Annotated in this window: 25 protein-coding genes; 17 read left to right on the top strand and 8 right to left on the bottom strand. The window is 65.4% G+C overall.

Going from position 1 to position 21220, the window contains the following annotated elements:
• Positions 1–87 precede the first annotated feature (87 nt).
• The 10 genes from AC1DIN_RS08110 to AC1DIN_RS08065 all read left to right on the top strand — a co-directional run bounded on the left by AC1DIN_RS08110 (position 88) and on the right by AC1DIN_RS08065 (position 9006).
• Entirely contained in the window at positions 88–702 is a 615-nt protein-coding gene (locus AC1DIN_RS08110) for a ribonuclease D (RefSeq protein WP_476809321.1), read from the top strand.
• 157 nt (positions 703–859) lie between these two features.
• Positions 860–1636, top strand: a complete 777-nt coding sequence (lptC, locus tag AC1DIN_RS08105; RefSeq protein WP_476803959.1) for an LPS export ABC transporter periplasmic protein LptC — start codon at positions 860–862, stop codon at positions 1634–1636.
• Position 1637: 1 nt separating this feature from the next.
• Positions 1638–2336 (top strand): LptA/OstA family protein, encoded by a 699-nt coding sequence (locus AC1DIN_RS08100; protein ID WP_441471520.1) that lies wholly within the window; start codon positions 1638–1640, stop codon positions 2334–2336.
• Between the two features lie 55 nt (positions 2337–2391).
• Positions 2392–3240 (top strand): LPS export ABC transporter ATP-binding protein, encoded by an 849-nt coding sequence (gene lptB, locus AC1DIN_RS08095; RefSeq protein WP_441471519.1) that lies wholly within the window; start codon positions 2392–2394, stop codon positions 3238–3240.
• 162 nt (positions 3241–3402) lie between these two features.
• Entirely contained in the window at positions 3403–4935 is a 1533-nt protein-coding gene (gene rpoN / locus AC1DIN_RS08090; protein ID WP_476809320.1) for an RNA polymerase factor sigma-54, read from the top strand.
• A gap of 88 nt (positions 4936–5023) precedes the next feature.
• On the top strand, positions 5024–5650 hold the full coding sequence (gene hpf / locus AC1DIN_RS08085) for a ribosome hibernation-promoting factor, HPF/YfiA family (RefSeq protein WP_441471517.1): 627 nt from the start codon (positions 5024–5026) through the stop codon (positions 5648–5650).
• A gap of 86 nt (positions 5651–5736) precedes the next feature.
• Entirely contained in the window at positions 5737–6204 is a 468-nt protein-coding gene (gene ptsN / locus AC1DIN_RS08080) for a PTS IIA-like nitrogen regulatory protein PtsN (RefSeq protein WP_441471516.1), read from the top strand.
• Positions 6205–6371: 167 nt separating this feature from the next.
• The gene (locus AC1DIN_RS08075) at positions 6372–7988 is read left to right on the top strand and encodes a fumarate hydratase (protein ID WP_476809319.1); all 1617 of its coding nucleotides are present in this window, start codon (positions 6372–6374) and stop codon (positions 7986–7988) included.
• Positions 7985–8314, top strand: coding sequence for a hypothetical protein (locus tag AC1DIN_RS08070; RefSeq protein WP_476766822.1), 330 nt, complete (start codon positions 7985–7987; stop codon positions 8312–8314). The genes AC1DIN_RS08075 and AC1DIN_RS08070 overlap by 4 nt, the downstream gene beginning before the upstream one ends.
• A gap of 35 nt (positions 8315–8349) precedes the next feature.
• The gene (locus tag AC1DIN_RS08065; RefSeq protein ID WP_476766821.1) at positions 8350–9006 is read left to right on the top strand and encodes an MBL fold metallo-hydrolase; all 657 of its coding nucleotides are present in this window, start codon (positions 8350–8352) and stop codon (positions 9004–9006) included.
• Positions 9007–9156: 150 nt separating this feature from the next.
• Here AC1DIN_RS08065 and AC1DIN_RS08060 read toward each other — a convergent pair whose 3' ends face one another.
• Positions 9157–9507 (bottom strand): carboxymuconolactone decarboxylase family protein, encoded by a 351-nt coding sequence (locus AC1DIN_RS08060; protein ID WP_441471512.1) that lies wholly within the window; start codon positions 9505–9507, stop codon positions 9157–9159.
• 48 nt (positions 9508–9555) lie between these two features.
• Between AC1DIN_RS08060 and AC1DIN_RS08055 the strand changes: the two genes are divergently transcribed.
• Positions 9556–9888, top strand: a complete 333-nt coding sequence (locus AC1DIN_RS08055) for an ArsR/SmtB family transcription factor (protein ID WP_476809318.1) — start codon at positions 9556–9558, stop codon at positions 9886–9888.
• Entirely contained in the window at positions 9885–10406 is a 522-nt protein-coding gene (locus tag AC1DIN_RS08050) for a rhodanese-like domain-containing protein (protein WP_476809317.1), read from the top strand. The genes AC1DIN_RS08055 and AC1DIN_RS08050 overlap by 4 nt, the downstream gene beginning before the upstream one ends.
• Before the next feature lie 196 nt (positions 10407–10602).
• Here AC1DIN_RS08050 and AC1DIN_RS08045 read toward each other — a convergent pair whose 3' ends face one another.
• The 4 genes from AC1DIN_RS08045 to efp form a co-directional block, all read right to left on the bottom strand.
• Positions 10603–11082, bottom strand: a complete 480-nt coding sequence (locus tag AC1DIN_RS08045; RefSeq protein ID WP_476809316.1) for a hypothetical protein — start codon at positions 11080–11082, stop codon at positions 10603–10605.
• A gap of 281 nt (positions 11083–11363) precedes the next feature.
• The gene (locus tag AC1DIN_RS08040) at positions 11364–11843 is read right to left on the bottom strand and encodes an N-acetyltransferase family protein (RefSeq protein WP_476809315.1); all 480 of its coding nucleotides are present in this window, start codon (positions 11841–11843) and stop codon (positions 11364–11366) included.
• Positions 11844–11861: 18 nt separating this feature from the next.
• Positions 11862–12380 carry a DUF1993 domain-containing protein gene (locus AC1DIN_RS08035; protein ID WP_441471507.1) on the bottom strand — a complete coding sequence of 173 codons (519 nt, stop codon included), beginning with the start codon at positions 12378–12380 and terminating at the stop codon, positions 11862–11864.
• A gap of 89 nt (positions 12381–12469) precedes the next feature.
• Entirely contained in the window at positions 12470–13039 is a 570-nt protein-coding gene (gene efp / locus AC1DIN_RS08030) for an elongation factor P (protein ID WP_441471506.1), read from the bottom strand.
• A gap of 117 nt (positions 13040–13156) precedes the next feature.
• Here efp and epmA point away from each other — a divergent pair, with 117 nt between their 5' ends.
• From epmA to AC1DIN_RS08015, 3 genes are read left to right on the top strand one after another with little or no spacing between them, the layout of a single operon-like run.
• Positions 13157–14221, top strand: coding sequence for an EF-P lysine aminoacylase EpmA (epmA, locus tag AC1DIN_RS08025; protein WP_476809314.1), 1065 nt, complete (start codon positions 13157–13159; stop codon positions 14219–14221).
• Positions 14218–15285, top strand: coding sequence for a lysine-2,3-aminomutase-like protein (locus AC1DIN_RS08020; protein ID WP_476809313.1), 1068 nt, complete (start codon positions 14218–14220; stop codon positions 15283–15285). The genes epmA and AC1DIN_RS08020 overlap by 4 nt, the downstream gene beginning before the upstream one ends.
• On the top strand, positions 15254–15967 hold the full coding sequence (locus AC1DIN_RS08015) for a DsbA family oxidoreductase (protein ID WP_476809312.1): 714 nt from the start codon (positions 15254–15256) through the stop codon (positions 15965–15967). The genes AC1DIN_RS08020 and AC1DIN_RS08015 overlap by 32 nt, the downstream gene beginning before the upstream one ends.
• A gap of 25 nt (positions 15968–15992) precedes the next feature.
• Here AC1DIN_RS08015 and AC1DIN_RS08010 read toward each other — a convergent pair whose 3' ends face one another.
• Entirely contained in the window at positions 15993–16757 is a 765-nt protein-coding gene (locus AC1DIN_RS08010; RefSeq protein ID WP_476809311.1) for a TSUP family transporter, read from the bottom strand.
• A gap of 253 nt (positions 16758–17010) precedes the next feature.
• Between AC1DIN_RS08010 and AC1DIN_RS08005 the strand changes: the two genes are divergently transcribed.
• Positions 17011–17496, top strand: a complete 486-nt coding sequence (locus tag AC1DIN_RS08005; protein WP_476766817.1) for a hypothetical protein — start codon at positions 17011–17013, stop codon at positions 17494–17496.
• A gap of 332 nt (positions 17497–17828) precedes the next feature.
• On the opposite strand, the gene AC1DIN_RS08000 is transcribed toward AC1DIN_RS08005, so the two are convergent.
• Complete coding sequence (locus AC1DIN_RS08000; protein WP_476809310.1) at positions 17829–18044, bottom strand: hypothetical protein; 216 nt, start codon at positions 18042–18044, stop codon at positions 17829–17831.
• Positions 18045–18294: 250 nt separating this feature from the next.
• Between AC1DIN_RS08000 and AC1DIN_RS07995 the strand changes: the two genes are divergently transcribed.
• Positions 18295–18654 (top strand): hypothetical protein, encoded by a 360-nt coding sequence (locus AC1DIN_RS07995; RefSeq protein ID WP_476809309.1) that lies wholly within the window; start codon positions 18295–18297, stop codon positions 18652–18654.
• Between the two features lie 146 nt (positions 18655–18800).
• Here the strand turns inward: AC1DIN_RS07995 and AC1DIN_RS07990 are convergent, their stop codons facing one another.
• A complete protein-coding gene (locus AC1DIN_RS07990; protein WP_441471498.1) occupies positions 18801–20588 on the bottom strand; it encodes a peptide ABC transporter substrate-binding protein in 1788 nt (595 codons plus the stop codon).
• Between the last annotated feature and the right edge of the window lie 632 nt (positions 20589–21220).

The raw sequence follows: 21220 nt of genomic DNA, 5'->3' as shown, positions 1-21220 counted from the left end.
CGCGTCGTTCCGGCGCGGTCTGCCGCCGTTCCATTCCGTGGGTACCGTTGAAGGGCGCCTCAGCGCGGCCCGAGTGAGGTTTCGAGCATGACCATCCATTTTCATCGCGGCGATCTGCCTGACGGTTATGAGGCCGGCTCGAGCGTCGCGATCGACACCGAGACGCTCGGCCTCAACCCGCATCGCGATCGGCTTTGCGTGGTCCAGCTGTCGCGTGGAGACGGCACGGCGGACGTCGTCCAGATCCTGAAGGGTGGCGAGCGGCCCAAGAACCTCATCCGCCTGCTCGAAGACCCGGCCGTGCTGAAGCTCTTCCACTTCGCGCGCTTCGACGTTGCGGTGTTGCGCCACGCTTTCGGAGTGGTCACGACTCCGGTCTACTGCACCAAGATCGCCTCGAAGCTGACCCGCACCTACACGGATCGTCACGGTCTGAAGGATCTGGTGCGCGAGCTGCTCGGCGTCGAGCTCTCGAAACAGCAGCAATCTTCCGATTGGGGGGCGGATACGCTCAGCGAGGCCCAGCTCGCCTACGCAGCCTCCGACGTGCTGCACCTGCACGCGCTCCATGCAAAGCTCGAGGCGATGCTGGCGCGCGAGGGCCGCGGCGATCTCGCCCGGGCCTGCTTCAAGTTCCTGCCTTACCGTGCGGAGCTCGACCTGGCCGGCTGGAGCGAGACGGACATCTTCGCTCACACTTGACAATTTCGAAGGGTTCTTGCGTCAGTCTGCCGCGAAGATTGGCGCAAGGGGCGCGCCCGTCCGGTCTGGAGCGAGCGGCGCGGGGGCGCGTTGCGGTTCGCCCGGCGACACGAAAAAGCCGTGAGCGGCTGCCATTGCGCGGGGCATGACTGTGGCAATGACCTTGAACGACCCGGCGGGGAGGATTTCCGCGCAGGCGCTGCGCCGCCGTGCAGCCTTTGCTGCCGCGCGCCGTCACACCCGGGCCGTTCACATCCTGCGCAAGCTGATCCCTGTGACCGCCGTGACGCTGGTGGTTGCGCTGGTCGTCGTCCCCTTCCTCAATCCTCTCCGCGGCAAGCTCGCCAATGTCTCGGTCAGTTCGGTCGGCATCACCGGTGGCAAGGTCCGGATGGAGACGCCGAAGCTCTCCGGCTACCGCAAGAATAACCGGCCCTATCAGGTGACGGCCGAGAACGCCTTTCAAGAGATCAAGAATCCGACGCAGATCGAGCTGCAGATCTTGACCGCGCGCATCCAGATGGAGCGCGAGGGCTGGGTGACGGTCAATGCGAAGACCGGACTGTTCGATACGCAGAAGGAAAAGCTCAAGCTCGTCGACGACGTGAAGGTTCGTACCGAGAGCGGCCACGACATGCAGATGAAGACGGCCGATATCGACTTCAAATCCGGCGCCGTGACTTCGCAGGAGCCGGTCAAGGTCTCTCTCGGCGAGACGACGGTGGACGCCAACACGCTTGACGTGAAGAACAATGGCGAGTTGATCGTCTTCGAGGGGCGAGTCCGGGTCTTCATCAGGAACGCGCCAGCAGGTACGATCGCCGGGCCCGAGCGCGAGGGCAGCACGCCGATGCCGGAACTGCTGAACGCGAATCGGGTGGCTCCGGCAGGCGACACGCCCGCCAACGATGCTGGCAACGGGAAGAGACAGTGACATGAGCACGGCAAGCCACAGTTTCCGTTTCGCCAAGGAATTCCGCGCCGCCGCCTTGCTGTTGGCCGCGGGCTTCGCCATGGCAGCAGCCCCGCAGGCGGCTCTTGCGCAGGCCGCGCAGGGCAAGGCGCGCGGCGGCAATGCCTCTTCTCCGCTCGGCGGTCTCGGCGGCGACAGCAAGGAGCCGATCAAGATCGATGCCGACAAGCTCGATGTGCTCGACAAGGAGAACAAGGCCGTCTTCACCGGCAATGTCGTGGCGGTTCAGGGCGAGACCACGGTTCGCTGTTCGGTGATGACCGTGCTCTACGAAGGGCGTGCCGGCGGCCAGGGCGGCGCTGGCGCTGCCAAGCCCGCTGCCGCGACTCCGGCCGCGCCGAACAGCAATGACAGCTCGATCAAGCGCATCCTCTGCAAGGGGCCGGTGACGGTCGTGTCCAAGACCCAGGCCGCGACCTCCGACAATGCCGAGTTCGACCGCGCCAACAATGTCGTGATCATGACTGGCAACGTCGCCCTGAACGATGGCCCGAACATCACTCGCGGCGAGAAGCTGACCTACAACACGGTCACCGGCGTCGCGAATGTCGAGACCAACAAGGGCGGCCGCGTCCAGGGCTTCTTCGTGCCGAACTCGGATACGAACAAGCCCGACGCGAACAAGCCGGGCGCCAAGCCGGCCCCCAAGCCGACCAACTGAGCCCCCAACCGATCGTGCCGCAGTGACTGTCTCCGAAGCACCTCGCCCCGCCACCATGCCCGCACGGACCCAGGCCCCGAGCCCGGGCGGAGTGTTCGGCCGCCTGCGCGGGCTTTTTGGCGGCGGAAACCGCGCCGCAGGCGAGGGCGCGTTTGGCGCCACGGCTGCTGCGATCGGCGGGCCGGGAATCCTCGCCGTCAGCAATCTGCGCAAGAGCTATGGCGGCCGCACCGTGGTGTCGGATGCCAGCCTCTCTCTGCGCCAGGGAGAAGCCGTCGGCCTGCTCGGCCCGAACGGCGCCGGCAAGACCACGATCTTCTACATGATCACCGGCCTGGTCGGTGCCGATTTCGGTGTCATTTCGCTCGAAGGCAACGACATCACCGGGCTGCCGATGTACCAGCGCGCCCGCCTCGGTATCGGCTATCTGCCGCAGGAGGCCTCGATCTTCCGCGGACTGTCGGTGGAGGACAACATCCGTTCCGTGCTCGAGGTGGTCGAGCCCGACCGCAAGGCGCGCGAGCGCCAGCTCGACCAACTGCTCGAGGAGTTCACCATTTCGCGGCTGCGCAAGGCGCCGTCGATCGCGCTCTCCGGTGGTGAGCGTCGTCGCTGCGAGATCGCCCGCGCGCTTGCCGGAAAGCCCTCCTTCATCCTGCTCGACGAGCCCTTCGCCGGCATCGATCCGATCGCGGTCGGCGACATTCAGGCGCTGGTGCGCCAGTTGACCGACCGCGGCATCGGCGTGCTCATCACCGATCACAACGTCCGCGAAACGCTCGGCCTCGTCGACCGCGCCTACATCATCCATTCCGGCCGCGTGCTGACGGAAGGCTCGCCGGCCGAGATCATCGCCAATCCCGATGTCCGCCGTGTCTATCTCGGCGAGGATTTCCGCCTTTAACCTGGGGCGCCTGCTTCGATTTGCGTCGTTTTGCTGCGGTGCATCAAATTTCCTGCCCACGAATGGGGCATGGGCTTTGACGCGGCGGTGAGCAGACGCTAGGGTCCTCTCGCAAGCAAGAAGCGTGCCGTACGGTGCGTGATCGAGAAGGGCTTTTCGCGCATGGCAATGATGCCGCGCATGGAGTTGCGTCAGGGTCAGTCCCTGGTGATGACGCCGCAGTTGCTGCAGGCGATCAAGCTCCTGCAGCTCTCTCATCTGGAACTCCAGAACTTCGTCGACGGCGAGCTTGAGCGGAATCCGTTGCTGGAGCGGGACGACGGCCCGGAAGCCCCGCTGCGTAGCGGCGTGGAGGCCGAGAGCCTGCATGCCGCCGATCCCGAGAGCTTTGCCCGTGCCGAAAGCCTGCATACCCAGGAGGGGATGGAGGGCCGGCTCGGCACCGGTCTCGACAATGTCTTTCAGAGCGAGCAGCCGAGCGCGGCCCGCAGCGATTCAGGCGGCGCCGACAGCCTTCCGGTGATCGGTGGCGCCTATGGCTCGCGCGGCGGCTCCTTCGAGGACGGGCCGGAAGGCTTCGAGAGCGGGCTGACGGCCGAAGCCTCGCTGCACGACCATCTCAGCGCCCAGCTCGACCTCGCCGTTGCCGATCAGGCTGAGCGCATCATCGGCCGCCACCTCATCGATGCGGTCGATGACAGCGGCTATCTCGCCGAGCCCGTCCCGGACATTGCCGAACGTCTCGGCGTCGGCGCGGAGCGGGTGGAAGCCGTGCTGCGCATCGTCCAGAGCTTCGATCCCTCGGGCGTCGCGGCACGCGACGTTGCCGAATGTCTCGCGATCCAGCTGCGCGACCGCAACCGCTTCGATCCGGCGATGCAGGCTCTGCTGGCGAACCTCCACCTCGTCGCCAAGCGCGATTTTGCAGCGCTGAAGCGCGTCTGCGGCGTCGATGACGAGGATATCGCCGACATGGTCGCCGAGATCCGCCGGCTCGATCCCAAGCCCGGCCGGGCCTTCGGCGGCTCGGCGGCGGAGACGGTCGTTCCGGATGTCTTCATCCGCGCCGCGCCCGATGGCTCCTGGCTGATCGACCTCAACCCGGACACGCTGCCGCGCCTGCTCGTCAATCAGACTTATCATGCCCGCGTTTCCAAGGCGGCGCGCAACGACGAGGACAAGGCCTTCATCGCCGAATGTCTGCAGACGGCGAACTGGCTGACGCGTTCGCTGGAGCAGCGCGCCCGTACGATCCTGAAGGTCGCCAGCGAAATCGTGCGCCAGCAGGACGGCTTTTTCGCCTATGGCGTCGAGCATCTGCGCCCGCTCAACCTGAAGACGGTCGCCGACGCCATCGGCATGCACGAATCGACCGTCTCGCGCGTCACGTCGAACAAGTACCTGACCTGCTCGCGTGGCGTCTTCGAGATGAAGTACTTCTTCTCGGCGGCGATTGCGGCCACCGGCTATGGCGAGGCGCATTCGGCCGAGGCCGTGCGCTTCCGCATCAAGCAGATGATCGACGAGGAAAGTCCGCGCGACGTGCTCTCCGACGATGCCATCGTCACGAAGCTCAAGGCCACCGGCATCGACATCGCCCGGCGCACCGTCGCGAAATACCGGGAATCGCTGCGCATTCCCTCATCGATGGAGCGGCGGCGGGAGAAGGTTGCGATGGCGGCCGCAGGGCGTTGAGCAATTTGGTTCCAAAACGCCGGCGCATCGGCGCCATGCTGCCCTTGTCACATTGACATCCCGGACTCGCAGTTCTTAGCTCTTGGAGATGGCCAAGCACTGGCCATGGCTAAACAAGGGGAAGCAGTCCATGAGCTTGCGAATCTCCGGCAAGAATCTCGATGTCGGCGAGGCCCTGCGCGGCCAGGCCGAAGAGCGGGTCGCTGCAGCCGTCAGCAAATACTACGAGGGCGGCTATCAGGGACACGTCACGGTCGACAAGGACGGTACGGCCTTCCGTACCGACACCGTCATACACCTCTCTTCGGGGATCACGCTGGAAGCCTCCGCCACCGCCCACGATCCCTATGCCAGCCTCGACAAGATGGCTGAGCGCATCGAGAAGCGGCTGCGACGCTACAAGCGTCGGCTGAAGGACCGTTCGACCGCCAACGGACGCGACGCCGGAATCGAAATCCCCAGTTATGTGATTGCGGCTCCGGATGACGATATCGAGGAGTTCGACGGTGTTTCCGCAGGCGATCACCCGGTGACCGTGGCCGAAACCACCAAATCGCTGCATGTTCTGACAGTCAGCGATGCGGTCGCGGAGCTCGACCTGACTGGTTCGCCCGTCATCATCTTCCGCCATGCTGGCAATGGCCGGATGAACATCGTATACCGCCGCCGCGACGGTAATATCGGCTGGATCGACCCGCCGGCATCGCTGTCCTGAGGCCGGCGGGGCGACCGCTCCGGCCGTCGAACCTTGAACCGTGCCGACGGCGTTTCGGCCGGCACGGGACATGCATGGACGGGCGAATGACGCTGACCGATCTCCTGAGCCCCGCCGCGGTGATTTCGCCACTGCGGGCCAACAGCAAGAAGCAGGCTCTGCAGGAGCTTGCCCAGCATGCCGCCGCCCTCACGGGCTTGCCCGATCGAGAGATCTTCGAGGCGCTGCTCCAACGTGAGCGCCTCGGCTCGACCGGGATCGGCGACGGCATCGCTATCCCGCACGGCCGCATGCCCGGCATCGACCGCCTGGTTGGGCTGTTCGCCCGCACCGAGAAGCCGATCGATTTCGACGCGCTCGACGGCCAGCCCGTCGACATCATCTTCGTGCTGATCGCGCCGGAGGGGGCAGGGGCCGACCATCTCAAGGCGCTGGCTCGCGTTGCGCGCGTGCTGCGCAACCAGTCGGTGCTGGAGCAGGTTCGCAAGATTCGTGACCCGGCGGCGATCCACGCCATCCTTGCCGAGTCGGCCACTCAGGCCGCCTGCGCTTAAACTCATTAAAGACTGCTTGGACGATGCCGGTCGACGGGCTATGACGCCGGCCATACGGCGCCGCGCGTCCGGCTGGAGACCGTTCTGATCCACAGCGAGCCTGTCGGTGGAGCGGTCTTTGTCCCAAATCGAGAGCGCAGCGCTTCATCGCTTCGGAGCCGCTGATCATGGCCTACACGCATGTCGATCTCTTCCCGCTCGGTGAGGACAAGACGCCCTATCGCAAACTCGGAAGTGAAGGCGTCAGCGTCGAGAAGGTCGGTGATCGCGAGATCCTGAGCGTCTCCCGCGAGGCGATCCGCAAGCTCTCCGAACAAGCCTTCATCGACATCAACCATCTGCTGCGCCCGGGCCATCTGGCTCAGCTCGCCAAGATCCTCGACGACCCCGAGGCGACCTCGAACGACAAGTTCGTCGCCTATGACCTGCTGAAGAACGCCAATATCGCCGCTGGCGGCGTCCTGCCGATGTGTCAGGACACCGGCACGGCCATCGTCATGGGCAAGAAGGGCCGGAAGGTCTGGACTGACGGCGACGACGAATCGGCGCTCGGCGAGGGCGTCCATGACGCCTATCTCAAGCGCAACCTGCGCTATTCCCAGCTCGCGCCGCTTTCGATGTTCGAGGAGAAGAACACCGCGACCAACCTGCCGGCGCAGATCGACATCTACGCCGAGGGTGAGGACGCCTATAAGTTCCTCTTCGTCTGCAAGGGCGGTGGCTCCGCCAACAAGACCTTCCTCTACCAGGCGACGCCGTCGCTTCTCACCAAGGACCGCATGATGGCGTTCCTGAAGGAGAAGATCCTGACGCTCGGCACCGCGGCCTGCCCGCCCTACCACCTCGCCATCGTCATCGGTGGCACCTCGGCCGAGCAGAACCTCAAGACGGTGAAGCTCGCCTCGACCAAATATCTCGATGCGCTGCCGACGAAGGGTTCGCCCTCGGGCCATGCCTTCCGCGACCTTGAGATGGAGGAGGAGGTCCACAAGATGACGCAGGCGCTCGGCGTCGGTGCGCAGTTCGGCGGCAAGTATTTCTGCCACGACGTCCGCGTCATCCGCCTGCCGCGCCATGGCGCCTCGCTGCCGATCGGGCTCGGCGTCTCCTGCTCGGCGGACCGTCAGGCCAAGGGCAAGATCACCAAGGACGGCATCTTCCTCGAGGCGCTGGAGACGGACCCCTCGAAATACCTGCCGGATGTCGACGACGCGAAGCTCGGCGGCGATGTCGTGAAGATCGACCTCAATCAGCCGATGAGCGAGATCCTGGCGACGCTGAGCAAGCATCCCGTCAAGACCCGCCTGTCGCTGACCGGCACCATCGTCGTCGCCCGCGACCTCGCCCATGCCAAGATCCGCGAGCGGCTGGAGCGCGGCGAGGGCATGCCCGAGTATTTCAAGAACCACCCCGTCTACTATGCCGGCCCGGCCAAGACGCCGGAGGGTTTCGCCTCCGGTTCCTTCGGCCCGACCACGGCCGGCCGCATGGATTCCTTCGTCGACCAGTTCCAGTCCTTCGGCGGCTCCATGGTGATGCTGGCCAAGGGCAACAGGTCCGCAGCGGTCCGGGAAGCCTGCAAGGCCCATGGCGGCTTCTATCTCGGCTCGATCGGCGGCCCGGCGGCGCGCCTCGCGCAGGACTGCATTCGCAAGGTCGAGGTCCTGGAATATCCGGAACTCGGCATGGAAGCGGTCTGGAAGATCGAGGTCGAGGATTTCCCGGCCTTCATCGTCATCGACGACAAGGGCAACGACTTCTTCAAGGAGCTGAACCTCGGATGAGGACTGCGCTGATCCTGGCGCTGCTGTCGGCTCTGCTTGCCGGTCCGGCGCTCGCCCAGCAGCCGCGCCCGGCAACCTGCTCGCGCGACCTGTTCCAGAACGAGGCCGGCTTCCGCTTGCAGCAGACCCGGCTCTCGGCCGCGGCCAGCGCCGATCAGGCGACCCAGTGCCGGGCTTTTCGCGAGCATGTCGGCTATCTCCAGAAGGCTCGCTCGGTCTTCGCCGCCTGCCAGAGCGGGGCGGAGCGCGAGCGCAATGTCGCGGAGATGGATTCCGAGTTGGTGAACTACCGCGCCCTCCTCGCCAATCGCTGCGGCGGGCGCTGAGGCCCTTTCGTATCGCTCGAACCGAAGGCTCTCCGATGACCGACCAGCCCGAAGCGCCGCTCCAGATCGCCGTCGTGCCGGTGACGGCGTTCCAGCAGAACTGCTCCATCCTCTGGGACACGAAGACCAAGCAGGCCGCCATCGTCGATCCCGGCGGCGACGCGCCGCGCTTGCAGGAAGCCCTTAAGGAGCTCGGCGTCACGCCGGTCGCGATCTGGCTGACGCATGGCCATCTCGACCATGCCGGCGGCGCCACCGAGCTCGCCGAGGCGCTCTCGCTGCCGATCATCGGCCCGCATGAGGCCGACCGGTTCCTGCTCGATGCCCTGCCGGAGCAGGGCCTGCGCTTCGATATCCTTGGCATGAAGGCGGTGAAGCCGACGCGCTGGCTGCAGGAGGGCGACGAAGTCTCGCTCGGCGGCCTGACCTTCTCGGTCCAGCACGTCCCCGGCCATACGCCGGGCCATGTCACCTTCTTCCAGAAGGATCTGCGCTTCCTGCTCGCCGGCGATACGGTCTTCGCCGGCTCCGTCGGCCGCACCGATTTCCCTTATGGCAATCACGAGACGCTGATCTCGGGGATCAGGGAAAAGCTCCTGCCGCTCGGTGACGACGTGCAGTTCCTGCCCGGACACGGCCAGGCCAGCACGTTGGGCGAGGAGCGGCTGAACAACCCCTTCCTGCAGGGCTAGAGCCGGATGCGATCAGGTTGAAACAACCTGATCGGCGCGTGCTCCAGCGTCTGTTTTGGAGTGTGGAGCCATCATCATTCGAGACGCCGTTCCTGCCGGAACGGCTCCTCAGGACGAGGGCTGAGCAGATCCTAGAGGCCGGGCGCTGCTTCAGGCTGCCGGGGCGGCGAACTGATCGAAGGCGCGCAGCGCATCCGCAGCATACATCAGGGCCGGGCCGCCGCCCATATAGACCGACATCGCCGCGACTTCGGCGATCTCCTGGCGCGAGGCGCCGAGCCCGGCCAAGGCTTTGGCATGGAAGCCGATGCAGCCGTCGCAGCGCTGCGTGATGCCGATGGCGAGCGCGATGAACTCCTTGCTCTTCTTGTCGAGCGCGCCATCGGCGCCGGCCGCCTGCGCGAGGGTGCTGAAGCCCTTCATCGCCTCCGGCTGGAGCCCACGCAGCTCGCGCATATAGGCGGAAATATCCTGGGTGATGGTGCGGTAGTCCTTGCTCATGGTGATGTCGATCCTTGACAGTTCATATTTTTCTAATATCATAAAAACATGAATTATGAAGCGAAGCAAGAGCCGGCGCTGGCCGAGGCGATGGCTGAGAAGGCCGAAGGCGTGGCGGGCTTCCTGAAGGGACTCGCCAATCCGCAGCGACTGCTGATCCTGTGCGCCTTGTCGAAGGGCGAGCGCAGCGTCGGCGAGCTGATCGCCGAAACCGCCATCGCGCAGACCTCGATGTCCCAGCATCTGGCGAAGCTGAAGGCGGAGGGCATCGTCGATTTCCGGCGTGACCACCGAACCCTGCACTATTTCATCGCCCATCCGGCCGTGATGGAGCTGATGGGGGTGCTCTACGTCCACTTCTGCGGAAGGCAGCCATCATGACCCGTTCCCTTTCCCCGCAAGAGGCGCAGCGTCAGCTGGCCGCTGGCGAAGCGCTCCTGATCGATGTGCGCGAGCCGGCCGAATTTGCCGCCAGCCATATCCCGCTCGCCGTCTCCCTGCCGCTGAGCGGTCTGCAGGGCGCGCTGGCGCAGCTGCCCCGTGACCGGACGCTGATCTTCCAGTGCCAGAGCGGTATGCGAAGTGCTCAGGCCTGCGCGCTTGCCGCCCAGCGGGCGGAGAGCGTCAGCCTCGATGGCGGCATCGTCGCCTGGCGGGCCGCTGGCTTGCCGATCGTCGGCAACGCCGGTCCTCGGCTGTCGATCTTCCGCCAGGTTCAGATGATCGTCGGAATGATGGTCGCGCTGCTGGTCCTCGCCGGCTTTGCCGGTCTGACTGTGGCTTTCGCCATTGCCGGGATCATGGGGGCGATGCTGGCCTTCGCCGGTGCGACGGGCTGGTGCGGACTGGCCATGCTGCTCGCGCGCATGCCCTGGAACCGCGCGGCGCCCACATCATAGCGGCGCCAAAACGCCAACGGCCATGCGGCGGGAACGGTGCACGTGCATCGGCGTCACATGTTCGGCTCATGGTCGTCGTCAATCGCGATGAGACGCCGCACGATCGCTTACTGCGAGCGTGACCGGCACATCCGCATCGCTTCGCGGCGGTGCGGGCCGCCGCGGCTGAAGCTGTCGCGCGCCGTGAAGGGCCGTGTCACTGGCAGACCAGCACGCGGCGAGCGACGACATAGCCCCACGGATCGAAACTGCGCCGCCACACATAGTAGCAGTCGTCGCCATAATAGCTGTTGTAGTAGTAGGGCGCTCCCACGCCGAACGCGAAGGCCGGACCGTAGAAGAAGCGATTATTGTAGAACCGCCGGTCATGGAAGAACACCGCCCGGTTGGCAAAGCCTGGCCGGACGAAGCCGGGGCCCACGAATGCCGGGCGCGCAAAACCCTGACGCGCGAACCCGCCGCCCCCGAAACCGCGCATCGGGACACCGCCGCCGCGGAAGGCCATGCCGCCACCATGAAAGCTGCCGCCGCCATGGAACGCCATGCCGCCACCGCCAAAGCCGCCGCCACCGAACCGCGCCTCGGCGGGGGCCGACCATGCGATGACGCCTATGGAGAGCGCTGCCGCGGCGAAAGCCGTGACAACCATCTTGTTGCTGCTGAAGGTTGAGATCATGACGAACCTCCCATCAAATGAGCCTCGCCTCATACTCAATCTGCGCTTTTTGATATGAACATACAATGAACATTGCGCGCGCTTCCGTCCCCGGGCGCAAGAAAAAGCCCGCAGCGCCAGGGCGCTACGGGCATTCTAAAAGCCAACGGCCATGTCCGGAACGGGCGCGCGTACATCCGGCGTCACACGTTCGGCTCATGGCCGTCTTCAACGAAGATGGAGAGCAGTGGAACGCCCTCGATACATCATCGTGACCCTGAGATGGGAAGGCTGGTCGCCGATTACAAGCCCTCGGTGGCCGACGATTTCCGCCACTCGTAAAGCGCGTCTGGCTCGCCCTCCTCGTTGCGCGTGCCGTCATTGAGATCGACGAGGCGGAAGCCATGGCGTTCATAGAAGGCCCGCGCGGCCGTATTCCGCTGGAAAGTGAACAGGCTGAGGCCGTCGGGGCTGCGTTCTCTGGCCTTGGCAAGCAGGAGCGAGCCGATGCCGCGCCTGAAATGCCCGGGCAGCAGATAGAGCTTGTCGAGTTCCCCGCCGTCGAGTGACAAGAAGCCGAGGATGCGCCCGGCCTCGCGTGCGACCCAGGTCTCGCCCGTGGGCAGCCTCACGGCCTCGATCCAGCCCCGTATCTCCTCGTCGCTATGGCAGCGGCGCAGATAGGGCAGGGCTTCAGCGCGTGAGGCCAGATAAAGCGCGGCAATCTCCCCGGCGTCCCGGGGAGAGGCGCGTTCGATCGTGATCGCAGGCGCCGCGGGCATGCCCCGGCCCGTTCTACCTCAGGCGTCGAAGACGCCGAGCAGGAAGTCCTGCTTGCCGATCTGGAAGCCGTTCTCGCGCAGGATGTCGTAGGCCGTCGTGGCGTGGAAATAGAAGTTCGGGATGGCGAAGCGGGTGAGATAGGCCTCGCCTGTCATCGTCACGGTTGCCGAGGGGCCACGCGGGAAGGTGACCTCACGGGAAAGCCCGGCATCGAGAGCGGCGCTGTCGGCGGCGGCGACGAAGGCCAGCGTCTTGGCGATGCGCTCCTTCAGCTCCGGGAAGCTCTTCTCCTCGTCGGGGAAGCGCGGGTTGTCGCCGCCCGAGAGCCGCGCCACCGCGTTCTTGGCGAAATCGCAGCAGAGCTGGATCTGGCGGGTGAAGGCCAGCATGTCGGGAGCGAGACGCGCCGTCAGCAGCACTTCGGGCTGGATCTTGCGGGTCTCGGCCTGCTCCAGGGCTTTGTCGAGAATGGCGTCGAGCGCCTTGAGCGTCTGCACGAAGCCGGAAAGGGCGGCGGCCTGGACTGTGAGTGGCATGGGAAACCTCGAAACGACAACGGGCCCGGAAAGGGCCCGCTGCGCATCGTTATAAAGAATATTCTTTCAGCTTGCTCTGCTCCAGCAGATCAATCCTTCGCGCGCTCGACATAGGAGCCGTCGGCCGTCATCACGACGATGCGGGTGCCGACGCCGACATGCGGCGGCACGGCGCTGCGCACGCCGTTGGAGAGGATCGCCGGCTTGTAGGAGGAGGAGGCCGTCTGGCCCTTGGTCACCGGCTCGGTCTCGACGACCTCGAGCGTCACGCGCTGCGGCAGCTCGATCGCCACGGCCTTGTCCTCGAACACCGAGAGCGAGACCTTCATGTTCTCCTGGAGATAAGGGGCCGCGTCGCCCACGACGTCCTTGTCGACATGGATCTGGTCGTAGGTCTCCGGGTTCATGAAGACGTACTGTTCGCCGTCCTGATAGAGATAGGTGAAGTCGCGGTCTTCGACATAGGCGCGCTCGACCTGCTCGGTCGTCTTGTAGCGCTGCGTCATCTTCACGCCGTCGGCGATGCGGCGCATGTCGATCTGCGTCGTCGGCGTGCCCTTGCCGGGGAAGAAGCTCTCGGCCGAAATGACGGTGCAGAGATGCCCGTCGAGCTCGAGGACGTTGCCCTTGCGGACGGAAGAGGCGATGACCTTGACCACGTGAATGTCCTTGCTGGTGCGCGGCGTTCTCGCGCGCTATGCGAATTCCTGTCGCCGCGCAACTACCGCATTCGCGCGCGAAACGGAAGCTTCCCGACGGTTCCGACGCGAGATTCGATGAGTTCGTCCCCCACGCCGTTCTGGCGGCCCGATGTTCATGCCGACCGCCGCCCGGCCCTGCTCGCCCGCGGGCGGATCAAGGCGGCGCTGCGGCGCTGGTTCGAGGCGCGCGACTTTACTGAGGTCGAGGCGGCGATCCTGCAGCGCTCGCCCGGCAACGAGACGCATCTGCACGGCTTCGGCACGACGCTGATCGACAATGCCGCGCAGTCGCATCCCTATTACCTGCATACCTCGCCGGAATTTGCGGCCAAGAAGCTGCTGGCGGCCGGCGAGACGCGCATCTTCGATTTCGCCCGCGTCTTCCGCAACCGCGAGCGCACGGCCCTGCACCACCCCGAATTTACGATGCTCGAATGGTATCGCGCCGGCGAGGATTACGCGGTGCTGATGCAGGATTGCGCCGCACTGATGGCCGAGGCGGCCCTCGCCGCCGGGGCGACCCTGCTGCGCTGGCGCGACAGCGAGGCTGATCCCTTCGCCGAGCCCGAGCGGCTCACGCTGCACGATGCGTTCGCGCGCCATGCCGGCATCGACCTGCTTGCGACCGTCTCGCTCAACGGCGCGACGGACCGCGCCGCGCTGGCCGCTCAGGCCGCCGCCGCCGGCATCCGGCTGGCTGACGACGATAGCTGGTCGGACATCTTCAGCCGTGTGCTGTCCGAGCGCGTCGAACCGCATCTCGGCCGCGGCCGTGCCACGATCCTCTGCGAATACCCGATCAGCGAGGCCGCGCTCGCCCGGCCGAAGCCCGGCGATCCGCGCGTGGCCGAGCGCTTCGAGTTCTATGCCTGCGGTGTCGAGCTCGCCAATGCCTTCGGCGAGCTCACCGACCCGGCCGAGCAGCGCCGCCGTTTCGAGGCCGACATGGACGAGAAGGAGCGCATCTATGGCGAGCGCTATCCGATCGATGCCGATTTCCTGGAAGCGCTGGCGCTGATGCCGGCGGCGTCCGGCATTGCGCTCGGCTTCGACCGGCTCGTCATGCTCTGCACGGCTGCGCGTCGGATCGAGGATGTGCTCTGGACGCCGGTTGCGGAACCGGGCAGGGGAGGCGCATGACCGTTCACCAGCCCCCCGGAGGCCAGCCGCTACGCAGCATCGACGCGCTCGTCGAGGCCCGCCTGACTGCGCCCGCGCGCCGCGAGGCGTTGCAGGCGGTGGCGGAGCGCTATGCCGTTTCGGTGACATCAGCAGTTGCCGGGCTGATCGATCCTGTCGATCCGGCAGACCCGATCGCGCGACAGTTTATCCCGGACGCGGCCGAACTCGTGACGCTGCCGCAGGAGCTGGCCGATCCGATCGGCGACGACGCCCATTCCCCGGTCGAGGGCGTGGTGCATCGCTACCCCGACCGCGCTTTGCTCAAGCTCGTCCATGCCTGCCCGGTCTATTGCCGCTTCTGCTTCCGCCGCGAGATGGTCGGCCCCGGCGGCGACGCGCTGACCGGCGCGAAGTTCGATGCTGCGCTCGCCTATCTCGCCTCCCGCCCCGAGATCTGGGAGGTGATCATGACGGGCGGCGACCCCTTCATCCTCTCCGCCCGCCGCGTCCGCGAGGTCGCCAAGCGCCTGGCCAGCATCTCGCATATCAAGGTCGCGCGCTGGCACACCCGCGTGCCCGTCGTCGATCCCGGCCGGATCACGCCGGACTATGCCAGGGCGCTGCGCATCCCCGGCAAGGCGAGCTATATCGCCATTCACGCCAACCATCCGCGCGAGTTCACCGAGGATGCCCGCGCCGCGATCGCGACGCTGGCCGATGCTGGTCACGTGCTGCTGAGTCAGTCCGTGCTGCTCAGGGGCGTCAACGCCGATGTCGAAACGCTCGGCGCCCTCATGCGGGCCTTCGTCGAGAACCGCATCAAGCCCTACTATCTGCATCATCCCGATCTCGCGCCCGGCACCTCGCATTTCCGGCTGACTCTGGAAGAGGGGCAGGCGCTGGTCAAAAGCCTGCGCGGACACCTTTCGGGGCTGTGCCAGCCGACCTATATCCTCGACATCCCCGGCGGCGCCGGCAAGATTCCGGTCGGCCCTTCCTTCCTCTCCGGTTGCGAGATGCCGGGTGCGGAAGCCATCGCCGAAGACCGACATGGCGGGCAGCATCGCTATCCGCCCGCCTGATACGAAGGACATCGACATGCAGGACAAGCTGCCGCTCGTGATCGTCTCGGACATTGCCTGTCCGTGGTGCTTCATCGGCAAGACGCGGCTGGAGACGGCGCTTGCCCGCCATGGGCTGACCGAGCGCTTCGCCATCACCTGGCTGCCCTATGAGCTCAACCCGGACATGCCCGAGGAGGGCGTGGACCGCACGCAGTATCTCGAGGCCAAGTTCGGCCCGGGCAAGCGCAAGGAAATCGAGCTGCGGCTGTCGGAAGCGGCGCTGGAGAGCGGCGTCACCTTCAACTGGGCGAAGGTGACGAAGAGCGTCAACACGCGCATGGCCCATATGCTGATCGCGGCTGCCTCGACGGTGCAGCGCGGCGGCGATATGGCAGCCGCCCTGTTCAAGGCCTATTGGCAGGATGGGCGTGACATTGGCGATATCGAGACGCTGGTCCAGATCGCCGTCGAACAGGGTTTCGACGAGCAGGCCGCCCGCGACGAACTCGCCAATGACGAGCTGCGCGAGACCGTGATCGGGCTGGAGGATCACGCCCGCAAGGTCGGCGTCAACGGCGTGCCCTTCTTCATCGTCGACGGCAAGCTCGCAATCTCGGGCGCGCAGCCGCCGGAGGTCTGGGCTCAGGCCTTCCAGCAGGTTCTGGCAGCGCAGCAGCAGCCGGAGATGCCGCAGTTCTGAGCGGCCGTGATCCTGGGGCGCGCCGTCAGGCGCGCGCCAGATGAACCAGGCCCGGCGCCGCGAGCGCGACGCCCGACAGGAACAGCAGGATGAAGACGATCCGCCGCAGCGCCGTTGGCGAGATGGCGGGTGGATAGCGCCGAGCGAGATGCGTCGCGGCCATGACGACCGGCACGGCCAGCAGCCCCGAGAGGACCGAGGGCGAGGGGATGTGGCCTGATGCAGCCACCAGCCCGGTGCGGCTGAGCGCATTGAGGGCGAACACCGTCACCAGCGTCTCGCGGATCGTCACCAGCGTCATCGGCTGCCGGTAGAAGTGGTAGACCAGCGGCGGGCCGGAGGTCGAGAACATCCCGCCCATCAGCCCGGCGACGCTGCCGAAGAACAGGAAGCTCGGCGCGCCGGACAGCCGCTCCCGCGGATGCGGCTTGCGCGCGAGCTGCAGGCTCGAGACGATGATGACGAAACCCAGGGCCAGCCTCAGCAGATCGGCCTGGCTGTCGGCCAGCCATTCGAGCAACCGGTAGCCGATGAAGAGCGCGGGCAGGCTCGCGGCCATCACCATCCAGAATTCGCGCCAGGCGACGTCGCGCCAGCCCTTCAGCAGCATTTGCGTCGCGTTGACCAGGGTCAGCAGGCTGACGAGCATCGCTGCGTCGGGCAGCGAGATCAGCCCGGACAGTCCGACGCCGCCCATGGTGATCAGGCCGAAGGCGAAGCCCGTCAGCGTCTGGGCATAGGCGGCAACGCCGGTCAGCAGCAGGAAGCCGATCAGCGCGGCCACGGACATCGTCGGCTGTCTCCAGAGAACGGAGCGCGAGCCCTAAAGCATCGGCGCCTCCGCCGGAATCCGTTTTCCGGCAAAGCTGATGTGCGCTGGCGGATCGCCATCGCCCTGTCATGGCGTTGTCGCGGTTGCGTTGCGATCAGGCCACGCCCGCGACCGTTCTGCCTCCCGCGAATGCGGCCAAAGGTTGACTCGACGGGGGCAGGGCGGGCACCATCGGCCCGCTCGCGATCAATCTACAGCAGGAGCGGCGAAGATGCTGTCGATCCCGAACCGCGCAGCCGTATGTATTTTCGGCTTTGCGCTTTCCGGCTGCATGCAGTCGATGCCGACCGCCGAGACGATCACTCGGCCGACTATGGAGGCCTTCACGCGGCTGAGTTCGTGGACGCCGTGGCGCGCGTCTCCCGAACAGCCTCCGCCGGCCGTCGTCACCGCGCAGAACCCGCCTCAGGTAACCGAGCCGGTCGAGGAGCCGCCGGTGCTGCCAGCGGTCCGGCCCCAACCGAAGCCCAAGCCCGTCCTCCACCACGCGCCGCAGCTGGCCTCGTCGCGCACCCGGCCTGCGACGCTGGCTCCGGTCCCCGTCATCATCCCAGCTGCCGTGGTGACTCCGGTCAAGACGGCCGCACCGACGGGATCGACGCCGACGGCCTCGCCGCTACTGCCGGCCAGGGTGAGCTGTCAGACAGCGAGCCAGCCCGGCGAGCGCGTGCGGATGGAGTGCACGCCGGTCGAGTGACGAGCTGATCGGCATTCGGCGTGGTCCAGCCTGCAGAGGTGTCTCCGATCGACGCATTGGCCAGTCGCAGGCAGTCCCTGCTGCGGCCTTCTGCCCGGGAAATCACTTGGTAAGGAACAACCCCTGCGATCCGGGCTTCCTAAGGTATGCCTCCTCGTAGGAAACCGCCTCTGGATTTTTGGCTTTGGCTCGCGGTCATCGGGCTCGTCGCGCTTGTGGGTGCGGTATCGCTGCAGTTTCCCGCGCGCATCGCGCCGCCGCTCCCGGCCGCGGCCGGCCAGGGCCAAGGGCGATAGATCGGAAAGTCCCCCATGGGCCGGGGCCTTCGATCGTCAGGTTGTGTGGCGATATCGCTCGACCGCGCGCCGCCTCAGATCGTCCTCGTCTTCTGCGACCGCGACCAGCGCTGCGACGATATAGGCCAGTCTGGTCCGCCCTCGCTCGTCAAACACGTCGACATTGGCCGGTTTGACGTCCTGCCAGGCAGCTTCCAGCGCTGCCTGCGCGCGAGCGAGGTCAACAGGATCATTCAGCGATGAGAATGGCACGTCCCCTGCTCCCCCAAGCCCTCGATGCCAACAGATTTAGGAGCCCGATCGCGGTCCGCAAGCATGAAAAAGGGACAGAGCGTCTCTTCGCGAAAAAGCGTGATCCACTACTCGTCGGACCCAAACAGGAAGCGGCCAGCGCGCCGACTTCGGAGAGAAGCCAGAGACCTGGCGGGACAGGAAGCTTCCGACCATCAGTTGCGGACCTAATGCCTGCATGCCTAAATGCTTGACATTAAAAGGGGGGCATATGCGGCTCATTACGGCTTTGGTCGGCGCTCTTGCTGTCCCGACTGCCTGTCTAGCGCAACAGAAACGCGACGTGATGCGGCCGAATGAGGCGGCTTTCCAGTGCGGGTCCGCGTTTGCGATTGTTGGACAGGCATACGCCGATGCGGGCAAGAGCAAAGAGTCAGCAAAATTCCAGGGCAAGGCGCAGAGGCTCTTTATCATGGCGGAGGCAGAGTTCGCACGACGAGGTAAGACAAAGCTCGAAGCAGAGGCGCATATGCAGAAGCATGTCGATTCTTTGGTCCGCATGGAGCCCGCCATGGACCCTCGTATGTTCGCCACCTATATTAAACACTGCGAGACGCGCTTTCCTGATTGACGTTTCTGATCCTTAAGCGACATTCGTCAAAACGGCTTGACACTCATGGCCCAATAGAAATGCCCCGCCTGCATGCGCGGGCGGGGCATCGATTTATCGGCAGGCCCTTCGCGGAGATCATCTCTCCGCGAAGGGCTGCTCAGCTCTTAGCTGCGATACCAGGCTGCGAGGTTCCAGGTGTCGACGTCCCAGCCGGAATGGTCGTGGGAGAGGTTGTTCGCCGCTGCGACGACCTTCTTGCGCGACAGGATCGGCAGGATGACGTTGGCCTCGCAGAAGATCTCGTTGACCTTGATCAGCAGCGCGGCGCGCTTGGCCGGATCGAGCTCCTTCTGGGCGGCCTTGTAGGCCTCGTCGGCAGCCGGATCGGTATAGCGCGAGACGTTGCGGCCCAGCCACTTGTTCTCCTTGTTGGCGACTTCCCAGGAGACGAACTGGTTGAGGAAGCGCTCCGGATCGGGCTGCGGCTGCGTGGTCGTGTACATCTCCATGTCGACATAGAGCTTGGTGTAGGTGTCGGGATTGGCGACGTCCGACGAGAAGAACACCGAAGCCGTGACCGACTTGAGCTCGAGGTCGATGCCGGCGCGCTGGCAGGCCTGCTTGATGATGGCCTGGACCTTCTGGCGCGGGGCGTTGATCGAGGTCTGGTAGACGTATTTGAGCTTCTTGCCGTCCTTCTCGCGGATGCCGTCCGAGCCCTTCTTCCAGCCGGCGTCGTCGAGGATCTTGTTGGCCTTGTCGATGCTGAACTCGTATTTCAGCTTCTGCGACTTGAACTGCTTGGGCTCGTTGACGAAGCTCGCCGTGGCGCTGCCGGCGCGGCCATAGATGAACTTCTGGATCGAGTCGCGGTCGATCAGCAGGTTGATCGCCTGGCGCACGGCCGGATCCGACAGCGTCGGGTGCTTGGTCTTGACGCTCGAGCGCTCGCCGTCGACCTCGGTCCACGGATCGGTCGTGTTCAGCGTGATGAACTCGATGTCGCCAGCCGCCGCTGCGCTGATCTTGCCGCGGCCACCGGTTTCCATGCGCTTGAGGACCTCGTCCTCGACCAGCGTGTCCCAGGCGTAGTCGTATTCGCCGGTCTGGAGCACGGCACGCGCTGCCGAGACCGCGTCACCGCCGCCCTTGATCTCGAACGTGTCGAAATGCGGCTGGTTCTTGACGTGGTAGTCGGGGTTCAGGGTGCCGGTGAGGATGTCGCCCGGCTTGAAGTCCGCGAACTTGTAGGGGCCGGTGCCGACCGGCTTCAGGTTCGCCGGCGCCTCGCGCGACTTGGCGCCCTTGTAGTCGCCGAAGTGATGCTTCGGAATGATCATGCCGGCGACGCCGACGAAGGGATCGGCCCAGAACGGCGTCGGCTTGGCGAAGATCACCTTGACGGTGAGGTCGTCGACCTTCTCGACCTTGATGTCCTTGTAGGCACCGGTGGTGTAGGCGGCCGTCGCCGGATCGGCAGCGTATTCCCAGGTGAAGACGACGTCGTCGGCGGTGAGCGGCTTGCCGTCATGCCACTTCACGCCCGGCTTCAGCTTCCAGGTGACGGTGGTGCCGTCCTCCGAGAGGCCGCCATTGGCGCGGGTCGGGACTTCAGCAGCAAGCTGCGGGGTGAGGTTGCCTTCCTTGTCCCAGCCGGCGAGCGGCTCGTAGAAAACGCGCGAGGCGATCTGATCCTTGGTGCCGGAGGCGAAATGCGGGTTGAGCAGGGTCGGGGCCTGCCAGAGCAGCATCTTCAGCGGACCGCCGCCGCCGGCCTTGGTCGGCTTGTATTCGAGCGTGGCGTTCGCCATCGCCACATCGTTCCATGCCAGGATCTGGCTCGCGATCGGGGCGGCGATGCCCAGCGCAGCCATCCGCTGCATGAAGGAGCGTCGCGACAGGCGGCCCTCTTTCAGATTATCGACCATTCCCTGGATATATTGACTGCTCATAACTGACCTTCGCATTACGCCGGCTAGATATCGACCAGAAATAGATCAGTATCAGCCTTGTTTTTACTGAGTCCAAGGCACGGTAATGCCTTGATCGCGACTCATCTCGTACGGGCCGCGACCTTAAGCCCATCTTAAGGCGTTTTGATGGGATGGTAGGGTTGCTTGCGGCGCATGGCAGTCGCCCGCGTTCCGTTGGGCGCCATGGCCAAGTGCGGTGCAGCACAGGCGTCGGGATGTCATTGTCTACGGAGGGAGCGACCGGCGGGAGAGGCAGGTGCGGGTATCCAGGGGGCCGCCGCAAGCTTCGCGTCCGGTACACCGGCGGAGGGCCGGTCAGCCCTCCGCTTTTGTCATGGAAGCTTAGCTCCAGAAGCCTTCTTGATAGGTGCGAGGCGAGAACTCCTTGTCGTCCCGCTGTTCCTCGCAATCCTCCCGACGCTCGCTTTGTGTCTCGCATGCGCAGTCGGAATCGTGCCGTTCCAGCATCAGATCTCTCCTTTCAGTTGTGAGGGAGGGTGCCTTGGGCTTCACGAATATGGGCATTTATGCTGCAGCGCACAAGGCGTGAGTGGCATGGGTGGGTTGCCAACAATGTTGGAACAATCCAGCTAGGACTACGTTGGTGCGGT

Source organism: Allobosea sp. 05T438 (assembly GCF_056396025.1).
Note: the sequence above shows the minus strand (reverse complement) of the source record. Positions and strands in the feature narration are given on the sequence as shown.

Bases quoted from the DNA above. Each gene is read 5' to 3' on its own strand.
- AC1DIN_RS08110 (WP_476809321.1), top strand. From the start codon at position 88: ATGACCATCCATTTTCATCGCGGCGATCTGCCTGACGGTTATGAGGCC.
- lptC (WP_476803959.1), top strand. From the start codon at position 860: ATGACCTTGAACGACCCGGCGGGGAGGATTTCCGCGCAGGCGCTGCGC.
- AC1DIN_RS08100 (WP_441471520.1), top strand. From the start codon at position 1,638: ATGAGCACGGCAAGCCACAGTTTCCGTTTCGCCAAGGAATTCCGCGCC.
- lptB (WP_441471519.1), top strand. From the start codon at position 2,392: ATGCCCGCACGGACCCAGGCCCCGAGCCCGGGCGGAGTGTTCGGCCGC.
- rpoN (WP_476809320.1), top strand. From the start codon at position 3,403: ATGGCAATGATGCCGCGCATGGAGTTGCGTCAGGGTCAGTCCCTGGTG.
- hpf (WP_441471517.1), top strand. From the start codon at position 5,024: ATGGCCAAGCACTGGCCATGGCTAAACAAGGGGAAGCAGTCCATGAGC.
- ptsN (WP_441471516.1), top strand. From the start codon at position 5,737: ATGACGCTGACCGATCTCCTGAGCCCCGCCGCGGTGATTTCGCCACTG.
- AC1DIN_RS08075 (WP_476809319.1), top strand. From the start codon at position 6,372: ATGGCCTACACGCATGTCGATCTCTTCCCGCTCGGTGAGGACAAGACG.
- AC1DIN_RS08070 (WP_476766822.1), top strand. From the start codon at position 7,985: ATGAGGACTGCGCTGATCCTGGCGCTGCTGTCGGCTCTGCTTGCCGGT.
- AC1DIN_RS08065 (WP_476766821.1), top strand. From the start codon at position 8,350: ATGACCGACCAGCCCGAAGCGCCGCTCCAGATCGCCGTCGTGCCGGTG.
- AC1DIN_RS08060 (WP_441471512.1), bottom strand. From the start codon at position 9,507: ATGAGCAAGGACTACCGCACCATCACCCAGGATATTTCCGCCTATATG.
- AC1DIN_RS08055 (WP_476809318.1), top strand. From the start codon at position 9,556: ATGAATTATGAAGCGAAGCAAGAGCCGGCGCTGGCCGAGGCGATGGCT.
- AC1DIN_RS08050 (WP_476809317.1), top strand. From the start codon at position 9,885: ATGACCCGTTCCCTTTCCCCGCAAGAGGCGCAGCGTCAGCTGGCCGCT.
- AC1DIN_RS08045 (WP_476809316.1), bottom strand. From the start codon at position 11,082: ATGATCTCAACCTTCAGCAGCAACAAGATGGTTGTCACGGCTTTCGCC.
- AC1DIN_RS08040 (WP_476809315.1), bottom strand. From the start codon at position 11,843: ATGCCCGCGGCGCCTGCGATCACGATCGAACGCGCCTCTCCCCGGGAC.
- AC1DIN_RS08035 (WP_441471507.1), bottom strand. From the start codon at position 12,380: ATGCCACTCACAGTCCAGGCCGCCGCCCTTTCCGGCTTCGTGCAGACG.
- epmA (WP_476809314.1), top strand. From the start codon at position 13,157: ATGAGTTCGTCCCCCACGCCGTTCTGGCGGCCCGATGTTCATGCCGAC.
- AC1DIN_RS08020 (WP_476809313.1), top strand. From the start codon at position 14,218: ATGACCGTTCACCAGCCCCCCGGAGGCCAGCCGCTACGCAGCATCGAC.
- AC1DIN_RS08015 (WP_476809312.1), top strand. From the start codon at position 15,254: ATGGCGGGCAGCATCGCTATCCGCCCGCCTGATACGAAGGACATCGAC.
- AC1DIN_RS08010 (WP_476809311.1), bottom strand. From the start codon at position 16,757: ATGTCCGTGGCCGCGCTGATCGGCTTCCTGCTGCTGACCGGCGTTGCC.
- AC1DIN_RS08005 (WP_476766817.1), top strand. From the start codon at position 17,011: ATGCTGTCGATCCCGAACCGCGCAGCCGTATGTATTTTCGGCTTTGCG.
- AC1DIN_RS07995 (WP_476809309.1), top strand. From the start codon at position 18,295: ATGCGGCTCATTACGGCTTTGGTCGGCGCTCTTGCTGTCCCGACTGCC.
- AC1DIN_RS07990 (WP_441471498.1), bottom strand. From the start codon at position 20,588: ATGAGCAGTCAATATATCCAGGGAATGGTCGATAATCTGAAAGAGGGC.